The 16,989-nt window shown below is 55.7% G+C and carries 7 protein-coding genes; 3 read left to right on the forward strand and 4 right to left on the reverse strand.

What is annotated here, in order from left to right:
- Positions 1-23: 23 nt before the first annotated feature.
- Positions 24-1,832, forward strand: a complete 1,809-nt coding sequence (locus K5621_RS16650; RefSeq protein ID WP_100144805.1) for a protein kinase domain-containing protein — start codon at positions 24-26, stop codon at positions 1,830-1,832.
- Here K5621_RS16650 and K5621_RS16655 read toward each other — a convergent pair.
- The 4 genes from K5621_RS16655 to K5621_RS16670 all read right to left on the reverse strand — a co-directional run bounded on the left by K5621_RS16655 (position 1,829) and on the right by K5621_RS16670 (position 12,432).
- Complete coding sequence (locus K5621_RS16655; RefSeq protein WP_245003101.1) at positions 1,829-4,612, reverse strand: M16 family metallopeptidase; 2,784 nt, start codon at positions 4,610-4,612, stop codon at positions 1,829-1,831. The two genes, K5621_RS16650 and K5621_RS16655, sit on opposite strands and share 4 nt — an antisense overlap.
- Positions 4,613-4,731: 119 nt before the next feature.
- Positions 4,732-7,137 carry a zinc-dependent metalloprotease gene (locus K5621_RS16660; RefSeq protein WP_221049816.1) on the reverse strand — a complete coding sequence of 802 codons (2,406 nt, stop codon included), beginning with the start codon at positions 7,135-7,137 and terminating at the stop codon, positions 4,732-4,734.
- A gap of 60 nt (positions 7,138-7,197) precedes the next feature.
- Positions 7,198-10,890: a response regulator gene (locus K5621_RS16665; RefSeq protein WP_221049817.1), complete on the reverse strand. Its 3,693-nt coding sequence runs from the start codon at positions 10,888-10,890 to the stop codon at positions 7,198-7,200.
- Positions 10,891-11,037: 147 nt separating this feature from the next.
- Positions 11,038-12,432, reverse strand: a complete 1,395-nt coding sequence (locus K5621_RS16670) for a PhoH family protein (RefSeq protein ID WP_100144799.1) — start codon at positions 12,430-12,432, stop codon at positions 11,038-11,040.
- 343 nt (positions 12,433-12,775) lie between these two features.
- On the opposite strand from K5621_RS16670, the gene rapA reads away from it, so the two are divergent.
- Positions 12,776-15,682 (forward strand): RNA polymerase-associated protein RapA, encoded by a 2,907-nt coding sequence (gene rapA, locus K5621_RS16675; RefSeq protein WP_100144797.1) that lies wholly within the window; start codon positions 12,776-12,778, stop codon positions 15,680-15,682.
- A gap of 235 nt (positions 15,683-15,917) precedes the next feature.
- The gene (locus K5621_RS16680) at positions 15,918-16,925 is read left to right on the forward strand and encodes a DUF3530 family protein (protein ID WP_221049818.1); all 1,008 of its coding nucleotides are present in this window, start codon (positions 15,918-15,920) and stop codon (positions 16,923-16,925) included.
- The last annotated feature ends 64 nt before the right edge of the window (positions 16,926-16,989 follow it).

A 16,989-nucleotide genomic window follows, 5' to 3' on the forward strand; every position in this document is an offset into this window, starting at 1 on the left:
GCCTCTGCCAATGGAGAAATCGCTTGCAAACACCTGAGCTGCAGCACTTTTATATTTCTGAAGAGCAGTCTGTCTATCTGCTCAAGGCCGATGATGCCCGCAAGCACAGGGCCTGGATCCGCCTCTGCCGCCAGCAACTGATCAAGTTGGGCTATGACGATCCGCAACTGATAGGCAAAGGCGCCTATGGTTTTGTGTTCGCCGGACGAAACCGCCATGGCCAGGAACATGTATTCAAGTTCTCTCGCATCACCCTGCCCCAACAGGTACAGGACAGACTGGAAGAAGAAGCCTTCATGCTGTCTCAGGTCAATCATCCCAATGTGCCGCCACTGATAAAGTTCGACAGAGTTGGGCGCCAGGGGATCTTGGTAATGGCCAGAGCTCGGGGCCAGGATCTGGATCAGCGCTGTCGCCGACATGGCGCCTTGCCGGTGGCGGAGATCATGAGCATTGCCAGACAGTTGGCAGATCTGCTGCAGTATCTGCGTGACGGCAGACCCTTGGTACACGGGGATATCAAACCTTCCAATCTGGTTTATGACCCAGAGGAAGATAAGCTGTCTCTGATTGACTGGGGCTCGGCGGTATTTGCCCAGCGCGATGCCGATAACCGCCCGGTCGGCGGCAATGTGATGGAGTTAATGTCAAGCGATCAACAGCATACCAACGCCCGCATGGGCGATGTTTATTTTATCGGCGATGAGCAACTCTCGGGGGCACTTTCCAGCCCCAGGTTTGATGAACAGGGGGTTGCCGCCACCCTCTATGCGCTGGCGTCCGGCCAGGCCAGCCGCTTCGGCTCCCAGGTGATCCCGCCCACCAGCATAGGTCTGCCGCTAGAACTGGCCAGGATCCTCGAGGGGATGTTGGGCCCAGATCCTCTCACCCGTCTCAAGGCCGGTGACTACTTCCTGCGCAGCATGAGATACAGCCAGCATCTTTTGCTGCCGCCGCTGCCACAGGATTTGACCGCCGAGATCCCCGTCTGGGTACAGAAGCGGGCCCGGGACGTGGAAACTGTCAGCTACAGTTCGCGGAAGTCGTTTCTGCGCAGCCATCATCCGGACGCCGATGCCGAGGCTATTCGCGCCGAAGATATTCAACTGGAGAAGTACTACCGCAACTTCCTCGCCGGCATGGGAGACACAGAGAAGGGCTTTATCGCCGCCGTTGGCCGCCTGGGTCAGTATCCGATTGTGGGCGGTTTGGCGATTCATTGGCAGGAGACAGGCGTCTATATCGACTCCAACCTGGCGCTTTATGATGAAGAGCTCAGGCCGGCATTAATTCAAGCGGTCAACAACATGGTGACTCTGGCCCGAGGCATTCATCGCATAGGTATCTTCAAGGCCTGTTTCTTCAACGCCAAAGATACCCTGCACCTGGAGCGAAGCGCCCCTTCAGAGCCGTTCAAGGCCAAGGCAGATCAGCTGCTGCCCTTTGAGGTGGGCGATGTGCCGACACTCGAAGATCAATCCCGGCTGCACTCCTACTTTGAAGATGGCCGGGATCCGGATGAAAACCTGGAGCTGCCTGCGGAAATCATGACTGAACTTGGCTGGCTCAACCAGATACACCACACAGGCTGTATCATCTTCGAAGCCCTGCCAACTCATATGAAGATCCACAGCTACCTGAGACTACTCAACCCGAGAAAACAGGCGCAGTTTCGCGCCTGTCTGGACAGGATCCTCAGTCATGTCGACAAGATCCAAGGTCAAGGCGTCTCGGGGTTTATGAAGCTACCCTATAAAAATACCCGCAGGTTCGAACACCTGCAGCGCAAGCCGGAGCGCTTCTATCCGAGAAATCCCAAGACCAGTGCTTAGTTGGCGTAAGTGGTCGTCACGCTCAAGCGGCGATCATTGTCAAGATACTCACGAGCCAAGGCTTCCAAAACTTCACCATCCAGTTGCCCCAATATCTGCCTGCGCTGTTGCCATCCCTGCCAACGGCCAGGTCGGCTCTGGGCCGTTGCTGCCAGTTCCAGCCAGAAACCGTTGCTTGCCGGGGCGCTTTCAAACCATTGCAGCAAGGGCTGGCGCGCCCGCTCCAGCAGTTCGCCATCTATGCCGCCCTTGGCCTTGACTCTGGCTACGACCGCAGCAAAGCCTTGTTCGGCCGCTTTCAGCTTGGCCATATCAGTGACAGTAAACAGCCCCAGATAGCCGTAACCGGTTGGATGCCAATCGAAATGATTGAAGGTATAGGGCGAATATCCGGCGCCGGCTTTTTCCCTAACCTCTTCATTCAACAAAATACCCATCACCTGCTCGAGCAACATCAGTTCACTGTGGCGCCGAACATCCTGCATGTCGGTGGTCGGCCACAGCCAGGCCAGTGCCGCCGAGTTCTCGGCACCTCTATGGAAAATCTGCCTCTGAGCCGGCACCTTGGGGAATACCGGCCGCTCGAAGGTCGACTCCTTGGCCGGATGCCGCTCGATGACACCGAATGTCTCGGCAACCGCCTTTATTCCCTGAGCCTCATCGAAATCCCCCACCAGCGCGATTTCCAGCATTCCTTTATCCAGCGCCGATGCCAACACCTTGGAAATTTCAGAAAAGTCCCGCTGCAATACCTGCTCTTCCCGGCCATACCCATAACGGGGGTCGCCGGGGAACAAGAGCCCCGTTAGGCCATCCCAGAAGGCCTGTTCCGGATTGGCATTGCGACTCTGACTTCCAGCCTCGACTTGCTGCCGAAAGAGGCTAATGGCTTCCTGGCGCCAGCCCGGCGCACTAAGAAAGGCGGCCTGTAACCCCAACTGGGTTCTGAGTTCAGCGGCATTGGTATGAGTGACGCCGCCAAAGCCTTGCAGGCCGACCCCCAGGTTGACCGAAATATTTTGCCCGGCAAAGATATCCATCAACTGCTGCCAGGAGTGCTGCTCCAGTCCGCCGTAAACAAAGGCTTGATTGAACAGGGTACCCACCCCCTCTAGGTGCGGAAATGGCAACTCACCGAATCCCAATGACAAACTGACGGCGACATTGTCCTGTTCAAATTCGGTAGGCTTGAGGTTAAGCAGAGTGCCATTGGCAAAACGCAACTGGCGTATTCCGGTATCGGGATCCCGTTTATCGGCCACTATCTTCCCGGGTTCACCAAGGCTCTGATAAGCAAACTCGCTGGCCTTTGTGCTTGTATAGGGAGTAACTGGCTGCAGCTGACTCTGTTCATATGCCGCCAAGAGTTGTGTTTCTACTGCGGTAGGCGCCTTGGCAGCAGAGAGATAGATACCGGGTTGTCCCTGCCAGAGCTCTACCAGTGTCTGCCTCATCAATGCCGGGGTTATTTGCGGCGCCAAGGCCTCAAAAATAGCCAGTTCATCCGCAGGCTCAAGCGGTATCATGGCCTTGGCATCCAGTGAAACTAAAGCCTCCGCCATATTCAGGCTGTGAATAGTATCGCTACCGGCCAGATTGAGTTGATATTGCCTATGCTGACGCCTGAGCGCCTGCTGCAACTCTTCGTTGCTGAAGCCATATTGCAGGGTCTGACGTATGGTCTGCTCCAACAGGGCCGCGGCTTGCGGCCAGTTGTCTTCCAGAGTCGCCAGAGTCAATTCCACCCTTACTGCGGTGCCAAACTCTTCGCCTATCTCAACGGCGGCATCGGTGAAACCTTCTTCGGCAAACAGGTGCGGTTGCAACCTCTGATAGAGCATATTACTCAGCAGCGACTCAAGCATCAGCTGACGACGCCGTTCAATACCATCGGGCTTTGGCTCTATGGGCGTCAGCACCCCAAGAGAGACTTGAGTCGGCAAACTGGGGTCGAAGAAAGCATCCGCCTGAGGCTGCTTTCTGACTGCAGGCGGAGCAAGCTTCACCTGAGCCGGGGCAACCGCCTGAGGGTGCGGCTTCCAATCGGCAAACAACTGCTTGATTTGAGCCTCGGAACGAGCAATGTCCAGGTCGCCAACTAGGATCAGCGTTGTCCGCTCCGGGGTATAGAAACGTTGGTACAAAGAGCGCAGCTTGGCGACATCTGCCGCCTTGATGCTGGCGGCTTCACCGATAGGGAAACGTCTGGGCAGCAGGCTGGATGGATACTCAAAGTGCAACTGGTTACGATAATTTTCCAGCCCGGCCGAGGTGCGCTCCTTGAGCTCGGCCAACACCACGGCTTTTTCCTGGGCAAGCGCCTTGGGGTCCAGAGTGAGTCTGTCGGCAATCTCCCGCATCAGCATCAACCCGGTATCCAGTTTCTGCTCATCTCCTTGGGTGATGTTGAACTTATAGACTGTCTGGGTAAATTCAGTCACGGCATTGGTATCGGCGCCAAAGCTCAAGCCGAGACGCTGCAATCTTGGGATCATATCCCCTTCAGGCACAGCGGCGGAGCCTTTGAACGCCATATGTTCCAGCAGGTGCATCAGCCCCTGCTCATTTTCTGCCTCAAGCAGTGAGCCGGAAGCGATCCGCATCCGCATCACTATAGCATTCGCCGGAGTCTTGTTATCCACCAATTGATATTTAAGACCATTGTCCAGTTGGCCCTGGTGAATACGTGGGCTGACAATGAGCCCATCGGCCTTGGCGATGAAGCAGAGCAGCAGCAATAAACCGCCGAGCCAGGCTCTGAGAAACAGGATTTTTGGCAAAAGAATTCCCCCAAAAAACAAAGGTTCGGTGCAAAACAGGCCCGAACCTTTGGAATATGAAAGATACCAATATAAGACATAGGATTAATTGTGTCACATAATCAATACCTTACAACGTACTAAATCGGCGATCCCGGTGGTATTTCAGCAGGCTTGATGATCACTCTGACCCCAGGTTGTTTCAGTGCCTGCTCAAGCACAGCTTGCAAATGGTCATAGTGGGCAGCCTTGTAACCTGAACTTCTTTTTTCCTTTCTGGGCAACTGCTTAAGCAGATATTCCAGCTTCATTCTCAATATGGCTTTAACTTCTGGACTACTGGCGTCACTCTCGAAACTCTGCAACATGCCGTCCAAAACCACCGCATTAACCCGCATCGCAATACTGGTCTGATCTCTAGAAGGCAGGGATTTCAGCAGTGTCTTAGCCAGCAATCTGTCCAGCAAATCCTCTACCGACAGCTGCTCTGTGTCTCTGGTAAAGGCCTGATCCACACGGTTGAGCCGCTGAGGGTTCAACAGCGCCGACACTGTGTGGCGACTGAGCACTTCTGCCATGGCCAGCTGATCCACGGCCCCCCCCAGAGATGAGCCGAAACTCTCGCGGCTGCGGTAATAGTTGCCGACCTTGGGCACCAGTTGCTCCAGTAGCTCGGTTGGCAGATACAGCTCTCTGGGATCCAGGGTCGCCAGCACGGTATCGAGTGCCCGCTTCTGCAATTCCGGCGCAATATAATGCCAACTACCGCTATCGGCATCGGCCAGATAATTATAGTCAATACCGCCAACAAACTTGGCCGCGGCGCTGATCTGGTAGCGATTCAGCAGATAGATGGGCACTAGGGCATCACTGAGTTCGCCCAAGGGTTGCCCCGGCAACAGTGCCTTGGCGGAGAAAGTCTCCAGTGCCTGGCGCCTGACCAGCTGCATTCTGGCCAGCTCCTTGACCGGATCCTCGCCTCTGTCCCAAAGACTGGCATAGGCATGGGCGGCTGAAGTCGCTCGCGAGTCACCCTCGCCTATGTATCTCAGCCCCTGCTGCTGCACCTCTTTGAGCAGCGACTTGAGCGCGGCCTGGGTTTGGGCTTCATCACCAAAGTCACCATAACCGTACTTGATGGCAAACTTATCCCAGGCCCCCAGCCCTTCGGCGTAAGGCTGGCTGATATCCACCCGCTTGCCATTGAGGCGCACATAGGGATGGGGGTAATCCATCACAGAGGCGTTGTTATTGGTGGAAGCGGCAAAGTTATGGTCCAGCCCCAGGGTGTGACCGATTTCATGAGCCGATAACTGGCGAATACGCGCCAGAGACAAGGCCATGGCGGCTGCATCGGCCGCTTGTCTGTCTTCCCACCCGGCGGTAAGGCCACGGGCAATCAGGTGATCCTGACGCACCCGCAGACTCCCCAGAGTGACCTGGCCCTTGATGATTTCACCACTGCGGGGATCTGTCACCGCCGCGCCGTAGGACCAGCCACGGCTGGCCCTGTGCACCCACTGGATCACGTTGTAGCGCACATCCTGAGGGTCGGCGCCTTTCGGCAATAGCTCCAACTTGAAACCGTTGATAAACCCCGCCTCATTGAAGGCCTGCTCCCACCAGCGTCCGCCTTCGAGCAAGGCACCACGAATCGGCTCGGGTACACCGGGATCCAGATAATAGGTAATGGGCTCAACCACTTCGCTTGGCTCGGGGCCGGGATTGACCTTCTGCAGCCGGTGGCGCAGCAAGAAGCGCTGGTTGATATCCTGATCTATGGCGGTGGCATAATCCTTGTACTCATCGGACAGATAACCACTCATGGGATGATAACGACGCACCTGATAACCCGGCTCGGGCAAAGCGATAAAGGAGTAGCGCAGTCTCAGAGACAGGGCCTGGCCATCCGGAGTCACCTCGGCGACTCTGGCGCCGGTCTTATCACTGGCGAAAGTCAGTTGCACATCCACATCCGAGTTACGCTCGAACGACTTGACCGAGGCTGGCAACACCACAGAGCGGCTGGTGTCCAGACGATAATGCCCTTGGCCCCTGGCCGCCAACTGTTGGCTGATGCCATGCAGGTCCTGCAACATCAAGTCATTGACCGGCACCAGCAGACGTTTTCCCGGCAGGAGTTTGCCGCGCCAGAGCACAGATTCAGCAAAGGCTTCATGCACGGCTCTTTGCTCGGCTTGGTCGTCGGTATCGGCGCGAAAACGGGTGTTGAGCTGTTTGAGCAGAATATAGGGGCCCTGGCGTTCAAATTGCACCATGCGGGTATGCCCCAGTTGCCCCCGATCGAGCCCTATGTCGTTAGAGCCAACGCCGTGGGGCAAGCTGGAGAGCAACAACATGGGCTGGTTGAGTCTGCTCGGTTCCAGATACAGCTGCCCGGCCTTGGCATCATAAAAGAGATTGATAAAACCTTCGGCCTGAGTGCTTTCGCTGATGACGTCTGCGGCCTCCCTCTCCTGTGCCGCCTGCGCCAATCCGGGTACCGCGATCAGCGCCAGCAACAAGGTCCAACTTTGAGGTTTCATCCCATCTCCTGATTGTTATCTGTAAGTTGCCATTCAAGTTAAGGGATTGGCCGGTTTATCTCAAGTCCTGCCCACCCATTCACTCAAGGTATCAAAGAGTTCATTGAGCATAATGGGCTTGGTGATATGGGCGTTCATTCCTGCCGCCAGGCTCTTCTCACGATCGCCTGACATGGCATGGGCCGTCATGGCGATAATCGGCAGCGTCTCCCTGTCGTATTTCTTGCGCAGTTCCCGGGTCGCCGTCAGGCCATCCATCACGGGCATCTGAATATCCATCAATACCGCGTCGTATTGACGCTGCTCCACCATCTCGAGGGCAATCTGGCCATTGTCGGCCAGATCTACCTCATAACCGGCGCTACGCAGCAGTTCAGAGGCCACCTGCTGGTTGATCAGATTATCTTCCACCAGCAGCACCAAGCCTTTATGACCACCGCTCTGATTATCGGTAATTTCAGCCGCAGTCGCCGGATGGGGTTTCTCGGCAAAGGCTGAGATTATCTCATCAAATAGAGTCGAGGCCTTGAAGGGTTTTTGCAACAGCGCAAACACATTGGCATCTTCCACCTCCTGTGCCAGCGGCTCGGCGGCATAGGCCGTCATCATGATCACCACGGGGCGCTTGCTTATTCTGCCATCGGCCACCATCTCGTCCAGGGTACGGATCACCTCGCGGCCATCCATTTCCGGCATCATCCAGTCGATAAGCAGCAGGTCGGTTTCCTGTTTGCCCAGCTTATAGAGGGCTTCGGCACCGCTGGCGGCGGTGTCCACCTCGAAGTGGAAGTCGCGCATCAGGGTCGAATATATCTGCAGCGCCGTAGAGTTATCGTCCACCACCAGCGCCCGCAGGCTGTTGAGCTGCTCCGGCATCACCAGAGGTTCAATCTTGGCCTCCTCGGCGATCTCAAAGCTGATGGTAAAGCTGAACACACTGCCGACACCCGGCTCACTCTGCACTTGCATCTTGCCGCCCATCATGGACACCAGATGCTTACTGATGGACAAGCCAAGGCCGGTGCCGCCATATTTACGAGTGGTGGAGCCATCCGCCTGGGCAAAGGCGTCAAACAGTATCTCTTGCTGTTCCTTGCTGATCCCTATGCCGGTGTCCCGAACCCAGAATTTGAGAGTAATGCGATGATCGCGTTCGCCGACATCTTCACAACCGAGTTCAATCTCCCCCTCTGAGGTAAACTTAACCGCATTGGACAGCAGATTCACCAGCACCTGGCCAAGACGCAGCGGATCGCCCTTGAGGATCAGCCCGGCGGTCACAGGGGCATACAACAACAGCTCGACCCCTTTCTCCTGTGCCTTGAGCGAGTTGATATCCAGGGCGTGCTCCAGCACCTTATCCAGCGGGAAGGAGACCCGCTCCAGCTCCAGCTTACCGGCTTCAATCTTGGAGAAGTCGAGAATATCGTTGATGATCCGCAGCAGTGACTGAGCCGAGAAGCCGGCCTTCTCCAGATAATCTTTCTGCTGCACCGTCAAGTTGGTGCGCTGCGCCAGCTGCAGCATGCCTATGATGGCATTCATCGGCGTGCGGATCTCATGACTCATATTGGCCAGGAATTCACTCTTGTAGAGGTTGGCCAGTTCGGCATCTTTCTTGGCCTCCAACAAGGCCACTTCATTGCTCTTGCTGCGGGTAATGTCTTTGTGGGTACCCAGCATACGCCTGGGCTCATTGTTAGCGGTAAATTCCACCACCCGGCCACGGGATAGCACCCAGTGATACTGACCACTCTTGCCGCGCATTCGGAACTCTATCTCGTAGGCTCCAATAGGATCGGCCAGATACTGCTCGCGATACTCTTCGACCCGGATCCTGTCATCCGGATGGATCAGCTCGTCTATAGTCGACAGCAGCGCCGGAAACTCATTAGTCTTGTAGCCCAGCATGGTGTAGTAGGCTGGATTACAGATGATCTGCTCCGAATCCAGATACCAGTCCCACAGGCCATCTTCTACCGCATCCATCGCCAGGTGATAACGTTCTTCCGACAATCGCAACTGCTCGGCGGCTTCATATTCGCGAGTCACATCACGCCAAACGGCAATCAAGCCCAGCATCTCACCGCGGCGGTTATAAAACGGCAGCTTGAGGGTATCGAGCAGCACGGGCTTGCCCGCCAGTTCGACCTTTTCCTGATAACGCAGCGGCGCCCTGTCCTTGAGTACCTGTTCATCCTCGGCGCGAATTCTGGCGGCCTGCTCCGGGGTGGTCAAAGTGTCTGAATTCAGGCCTATCATCTCGGCTTCTGTGTAGCCAAGCACCCGCTCGGCCGACTTGTTACAACCGAGGTACTTGCCTTCTTTGTCTTTGAAGACAATGGCTTCCGGAATCGAGTCCAGTAGAGAGCGCAGCAGGGCGTATTCCCGCTCCCGCCGCTCAGTGGTTTCCTTCAGTCGTTCGGTGCGCCGGGCCACCAGTTTATCCAGCCGCTTGTTCTGCTCCGCCAGGTGACGGGTATATTGCTGGTTCTCTTCAAAAATACGGCTGACCAACTGGAACCAGGGCTCCCAGCCCTGGGTGATCTTCGCCGGTGGTCGGATCGGCTCACGGGAACAGTCTTCCAGGTGTGACAACAGACGCGAGGCCGGGCTGACGAAGGCGCGGCGAGTCTGCCAGTGCACTATGGTCACCAGTACAGACAAGGCCAGTACCACCAGAATAAAGGTCAGCTGCAGTTTCTCGAACGAATCCAGAAACAACTCATCGACATCCTGCAGGTAGAGTAGGCGCCAGGGGGCGTTGTGCAGCGCCACCGAGTGGATGTAATAACCGTTGCGGATCATCCCCTCGTGGGCATCGAACAGTTCAGACTCAGGCAGCGAATGCAGTTCGGATGGGATCCGCTGGCTGATGTGGTAGACCCGGTTGATGCTGGAGGTATCAAAATCGCTGTGGGAGAGAATATTGTTGCCCTGATCCAGCAAAATCACTGTGCCCGGCATCTTGAAATAGAGGCGTATCTGTTTGGCGAGCGATGCCAGTGTCATGTCCAGATTAATGGAACCGATAAACTCATCTTCGAGATAGATGGGCACCCCGAGGGTAGTCAACAAGCCATTACCGGCCGAGTCCACATAGGCCTCACTCCAGAACACGCTGCGCTGGGGATTCATCGCCGGTGTCGCCAGTTGGAACTGTTTCTTACTCAGCATCTCATCGCGAAAACGCTGCTCGTCCGCTGGCCAGGGGTAGTAAGACATCATTCGCCGCTTGGACAGGTAATAGATGGCCGAAGCCTTGGGCGCGGCCTCTTTGGCGACCGGGAAAGACAACGACAGCTCGAACAGCATCTCCAGTTCCTGATAGAACTTGTCGCTGCGGCCATCGAGAGAGCCGGAGCCGGTTATCCGCCCCATGTTGGTGAAGGGCTCGCCACTCTTGGCGTAATTGGGCTCCAGGGTAAAGAATTGTCCGCTTTCGTTAAACTTCTCGTACTGGGGCAATCTGTCCTTACGTACCTGCTCGGCCAGGCGCAAATGATCCACGGCCACATTACGCAGGCTCTTGACCGCGCGGATACTGGATTCCAGCAAGAGATCAATCTGCATCACATGGCGATCGACCTGTTCCTCCCTGAGCTCCATCTGCTGGGTCTTCTGGCGTTCAAAAAACACCCAGGCGGTGAGCAGCGCCAGTACGATTACCCCCATATAGGTGTAAAACACTGCGCGGTTGTAATTTCTCTGGATCGGAGATTTCAGCTGCAGATCCGGCTCACTCAATTTCATCCATTACCCTTGCATCACGGCCCATCCCAAGCGGCGGGAAAGCACAAAGAACAGAGCCAATATCATATACTTAATTTGAGCCAATATGCAGTCCCCCGCATAAAGCAAAGGCCCCTAAATGGGGCCTTTTTCTGTTGCTGGGTTTCTCTAGAGGTGCTCTTCGGCAAACTCTGCCAGCCGTGAGCGCACTACACCGTTGAGATAAATGTTGGCACTACCCTCAAAATTTTTAAAGCGTTCAACCATATAGGTCAAACCCGAGGTGACTGCGGTCAGATAGTTGGAGTCTATCTGTGACAGGTTGCCACAACAGATAAGCTTGGTACCTTCTCCCATTCGGGTGATCATGGTTTTCAACTGTGAGGCGGTCAGGTTTTGACACTCATCCAGCAATACCACTGAGTTCTGAATCGAACGCCCACGCATGAAGTTGATCGACTTAAATTGGATATTGGCCTTTTCCATTATGTAGTTGAGCGAACCACTGGGATTGACATCATGCTTGTGCAACACCTCCAGAGTATCGGTAATTGCCGCCAGCCAGGGCGCCATTTTCTCCTCTTCCGTGCCTGGCAGGAAGCCTATCGACTCGGCAATTTCCGGGGTGTTACGGGTAACGATTACCTTGTCGTAGAGATTGCGCTCCACCACCAACTCCAGTGCCGCCGCCATCGCCAGCAAGGTCTTGCCGCACCCGGCAGGGCCGGTGAGAATAACCAAATCGATATCTGGGTCCATCAAGGCCTGCAGTGCCATGCCCTGATAGATGTTCTTCGGCCTCACGCCCCAGGCCTCCATATTCATCAGGCGTTCGCGACCGAGATCCAGCACATTGAGACTGGTTTCACTGCGGCCGACCACCCGACCACAAAACTCGGATTCCTCATCCAGCAGATATTGGTTGATATAAAAGAGATCGTCGCCCAGGTCCTTGAGCGGCACATCATGCACAGTATGACGGCCATGACGCTCGGTGGCCACCTTGTGCAGATGCTCCCAGAAGTTGCCTTCAAATTGATGAAAACCCTTGGATAGAAAACGTATGTCATCGATCAACTGATCGGTGCGGTAGTCTTCTACCAGGAGTATCCCGGCACCTTTGGCCTTGAGACGCATATTGATGTCTTTGGTGACCAGCACCACGGTACGGGGCTCATATTGATTTTGCAGATGTAGGGCGGTGTTGATGATGCGGTTGTCGTTGTTGTCGCCGGGCAGCGAGCCTATGGTGAATTCAATCTGGTGGTCGGGGAAGATGGCCAGAGTACCTGTGGCATCTGTGTGCCCTTCGCGGCTCGGAAGGGGAACCCCTTTGATTATCTGTTCCGGAGTAGTCTTGCCGCCGAGGATATCTTCCAGCGCCCGAATGGCGACCCTGGCATCGCGGCTGACATCCCGCTTTCGGTCTTTTATCTGGTCCAATTCCTCCAGTACCGTCATTGGGACCACAACATCATGTTCTTTAAAGGAGTAAATCGCTAAGGGTTCATGTAATAACACATTGGTATCAAGTACAAACAACTTTCTGTCGTCTTGTTCCATGGCGCCTCCATTTGCGTCAATGAGCTACTCACAGCTTTGTTGTCATGGGCCAGCGCAGGCCTGGGATTGGGGTATATGGCACTCCTGTTTCTAACTGATGCGGGTAAGTTTCACCACTGTGATATGGCTTAAACTAATACTGGCACCTTTAACAACGGATGACAAATACCCTTTACAACCTCTTTAATCGTCACTGCGCAAAAGCCATTTTGAGTGTAGGGCGTCAAAGATGACGATTGGATGACAGGCGGGCGAAAAGGCCAGGAGGGCGGGATTGGTATTATACTCGGATTGGTATAACATACGCGCCCTTTGTGAATCCGCCCGGAGATGAGAGTTAAAGATGCCCTTCGCCTTAGGTCAACGCTGGATCAGTGATACCGAATCAGAGCTTGGTTTGGGTACAGTAGTACAACTGGAAGGCCGCATGGTCTCACTGCTGTTCCCCGCCACCGGAGAGAACCGCATGTTCTCCCGCAACGACGCCCCGTTAACCCGGGTGATTTATAACCCAGGTGATCAGGTCAAGAGCCATGAAGACTGGACACTGACCATCAACTCTTTGGATGAAAAAGACGGGTTGGTGATCTACACCGGCATTCACAGCGAAACCGGCGAAGAAGTGCAGCTCCGGGAAACCCTGCTGGATCACAATATTCGTTTCAACAAACCGCAAGACAGACTCTTTGCCGGCCAGATAGACAGACTGGACAGATTCGGGGTGCGCTACGCCGCCCAGCAACTGCGCCACAATCTGGCCACCTCAGATCTGCTGGGACTGCAGGGCCCCAGAGTCGGCCTTATTCCGCATCAGCTGTGGATTGCCCATGAAGTTGGGCGCCGCTACGCGCCACGGGTACTGCTGGCCGATGAAGTGGGCCTGGGCAAGACCATAGAAGCCGGCCTCATTATTCATCAACAGTTGATGACAGGCCGCGCCGAGCGGGTACTTGTGATAGTGCCCGATACCCTGCGCCACCAATGGCTGGTGGAGATGCTGCGCCGCTTTAACCTGCGGTTTGCCGTATTCGATGAAGACCGCTGCATCGAGGCCTTTGCCGACCACGACAACCCCTTCTACACAGAACAGTTGGTGATCTGCTCGCTGGAATTGCTGCGCAAGAAGCGCCGTCTCGACCAGGCGCTGGATGCCGACTGGGATCTTATGGTGGTCGATGAGGCCCATCACCTGGAGTGGACCGAAGAAGCTCCAAGCCGCGCCTATCAAGTGGTTGAAGCTCTGGCGGAAGTGGTGCCCGGCGTACTGCTGCTGACCGCGACCCCGGATCAACTGGGCCATGAGAGCCACTTTGCCCGACTGCGACTGCTGGATCCGGATCGTTTCTACGACTATCAAGCCTTTATCAAAGAGGAAGAAGGCTACAAAGAGGTGGCCCTCGCCGCCGAGGCGCTGGCCAGTGGCAACAAGCTGCCCGACAATGCCATCAACAGCCTGACCGAACTCTTGTCCGAGAAGGATATCGCCCCCGCCATTCGCCTTATCCAGGCTGACGGCGTCGATTCTGAGCAGCAGCAAGCCGCCCGTGACGAGCTGCTGCAGGAGCTGCTCGACAGGCACGGCACGGGTCGAGTGTTGTACCGTAACAGCCGCGCCTCGGTCAAAGGTTTCCCGAAACGCATTTTCAACGCCTACCCACAGGCCATGCCGGAGCAGTACCTCACCGCAGCCCGAGTCAGTGCCATGATGAATGGTCACCGCACCTTGGAAATGAAGGCTGCCTATGCGCTGGCGCCGGAAAAAATGTATCAGGAGTTTGATGAAAACTCCGCCGCCTGGTGGAAGTTCGACCCCAGGGTCGACTGGCTCATAGATTTCCTCAAGCAAAATCGCAGCAAGAAAGTGCTGATCATCGCCAGTCAGGCCGCCACTGCCCTGAGTCTGGAAGAAGCGCTGCGCACCCGTGAAGGGATCCTCGCCACTGTGTTCCATGAGGGCATGTCCATCATAGAACGTGACAAGGCCGGTGCCTTCTTCGCCCAGGAAGAGGGCGGCGCCCAGGCGCTGATCTGCTCGGAAATCGGTTCCGAAGGACGTAACTTCCAGTTCGCCAGCCAGTTGGTGCTGTTCGATCTGCCATTGAACCCGGATCTGCTGGAGCAGCGCATAGGTCGCCTGGATCGCATAGGTCAGAACCATGATGTAGAGATCCACCTGCCCTTCCTTACCGACACTGCGCAGGAGCGTCTGTTGGCCTGGTACCACGAGGGCCTCAACGCCTTCGAACTTACCTGCCCCGGCGGCCATATTCTGTTTAAGGAGTTTGGCGCTCAGTTGCTGCCACTGCTGGTGGAAGAAAACGAAGAAGAGATGGCCAAGCTGCTGCGCGATACCCGTAGCCGTTATAAAGAGCTCAAGCAGGCGATGGAGCAGGGCCGTGACAAGCTGCTGGAACTCAACTCCCATGGCAGCACTAAATCACTGGCCCTGGCCGAAAGGCTGGCGCAGATGGATAACGACACCCAGCTTATCGGCTCTGTGATCCGTCTGTGGGACATCATAGGTCTGGATCAGGACGACAGAGGTGAAAACACCATAGTGCTGCGCCCGAGCGAGCACATGATGTTCCCCACTTATCCCGGCCTGCCGGAAGATGGCATTACCGTAACTTTCGACCGGGATACCGCCCTGTCCCGCGACGATATCGCCCTGATAACCCAAGAGCATCCACTGGTGCAAACCGGGTTGGATCTGATCACAGGATCTGAAACTGGCACCACAAGTGTTGCCATCCTCAAGAACAAGGCGCTGCCAGCCGGTACCGTATTCCTGGAGCTTATCTACCTGGCACAGGCCTCGGCGCCCAAGTCCAGCCAGTTGTATCGTTATCTGCCGCCGACACCGCTGCGTATTCTACTGGATAAAGACGGCAACAATCTGTCTGACAAGGTGAGCTACGAGCACTTCGATCGCCAGCTCAGCGCGGTTAACCGCCATATCGGCAGCAAGCTGGTCAACGCCTCGCAGGCGATACTGCATCCATTGCTGGCCAAGGGCGAAGCCCACGCCATGGAGGCCATGTCCAACCTGCAGGCCGAAGCCCAGCAGCAGATGGAGCGCCAACTGGGCGCCGAACTGCAGCGCCTAGAAGCCCTCAAGGCGGTGAACCCCAATATCCGTGACGCCGAGCTTGAGTATCTGCAAAATCAGATCGTCGAACTACGCGGTTATCTGGATCAGTGCCAACTGCAGCTCGATGCCATACGTCTGGTGCTGGTCAGCCACGCCTGATAGCCACTCAAATATCATCCCCAAGACCCGCTCCTGCGGGTCTTGTTTTTTGTGCTTCACTCCATGTCCGATGTCAGGCGTCTTTGAGGAACAGGTGTATGAGTTTGGCTTAAGTGGCGCAAACTTTTTACACAAGCGGTATTACAGGACAGGTTTGCGGATTATAATTTGGGCTGGGTCAATAAAGGCTGCAGAATCATGCGATTCCAGCCCATGATAAGCGTAAGGAGTTCAGTTGGCACGGATATCCAAGATGATAGCTATGTGGTGCTTTTTGCCCTTGGCGGCACTGGCTGCCGATGAGCCGGCCAACCCAGACTCTGTCAATAAAAATGCGCCCAGCCAAGAGCAGACTCAGCCAGAACCAGAGCCAGAGCCAGCGAGTCAACCGCCTGAAACGGCCAAGATGCAACCCAGAGACAATAGCCGGGCGTTGGAACATGTTGCCGCCTCTGAGTTGCAAAAGATCCAAATAGATGGCGAGGATCAAGCCGTTCTGGTGCGCTCCTGGAGTGGCCAGAAACAATTGGGCGCGGCGCTGTTGTTGCCGCCACCCGGCACCCACGCCGATGCCCCCGGGCTTAACGCCTTCTTACGCCGCGGCATCAATCCAGCAGGCTGGGCCAGCATCAGCATCACGCCTCCCCCCTTTCCGGAGCAGCCCAACTTCACCACAGAGGCCCAGGAAATAAGCAAGGCCGGCGATGGCAAGATGCCGGGGAAACGCAACCAGGCAACGAGCCGCCGAGAGGCCGAGGAGTGGCAAAAGCTCAGAAAACAACAACAGAGCTTTATCCAAAAGAGTCTGGCGCAATTGGACGCCTTGGGAGCGCCCTTTCCTGGTCAGCGCTTGCTGATAGCCCAAGATCAATCTGCCGCCTTGGTGATAGAGCTATTGGCAGCGCAGGAATTGGCTAAGCCGGACTTACTGGTGGTGATCAATCCCTACCTCGACGATCCCGATGCCAATCTGACACTGCCAAAACAGCTGGCCGGGTTAGAGCTGGCGGTACTCGATATCCAGTCCCCCGATGGTCACCAAGCCTCGCAGGCTACAGTGGAAAGTCGCAAAACGCTAGCGATGAGCAAGCCGGATAATCAATACCGGCAACAGGTGCTGGCGCTGGATCTACGTCAGGATGTTGCCTTTGAAAATACCCTGCTGATGATAGAAGGCATGGCCAGAAAGGTGTTGAAACAGCAGGCGCCAAACGAAAAAGTGGCCACTGAACCCCATCAGTGACCGCCTAATGCAAAAGTTGCTGCCGAAGCCGGCCGACAGACCAAGCTTCCCATAGAGCAAATGT

Source organism: Shewanella carassii (assembly GCF_019670705.1).
Lineage (GTDB): Bacteria > Pseudomonadota > Gammaproteobacteria > Enterobacterales > Shewanellaceae > Shewanella > Shewanella carassii.

Excerpts from the sequence above, each read along its gene's own strand:
- K5621_RS16660 (WP_221049816.1), bottom strand. The coding sequence starts at position 7,137 with ATGAAACCTCAAAGTTGGACCTTGTTGCTGGCGCTGATCGCGGTACCC.
- K5621_RS16665 (WP_221049817.1), bottom strand. The coding sequence starts at position 10,890 with ATGAAATTGAGTGAGCCGGATCTGCAGCTGAAATCTCCGATCCAGAGA.
- K5621_RS16670 (WP_100144799.1), bottom strand. The coding sequence starts at position 12,432 with ATGGAACAAGACGACAGAAAGTTGTTTGTACTTGATACCAATGTGTTA.
- rapA (WP_100144797.1), top strand. The coding sequence starts at position 12,776 with ATGCCCTTCGCCTTAGGTCAACGCTGGATCAGTGATACCGAATCAGAG.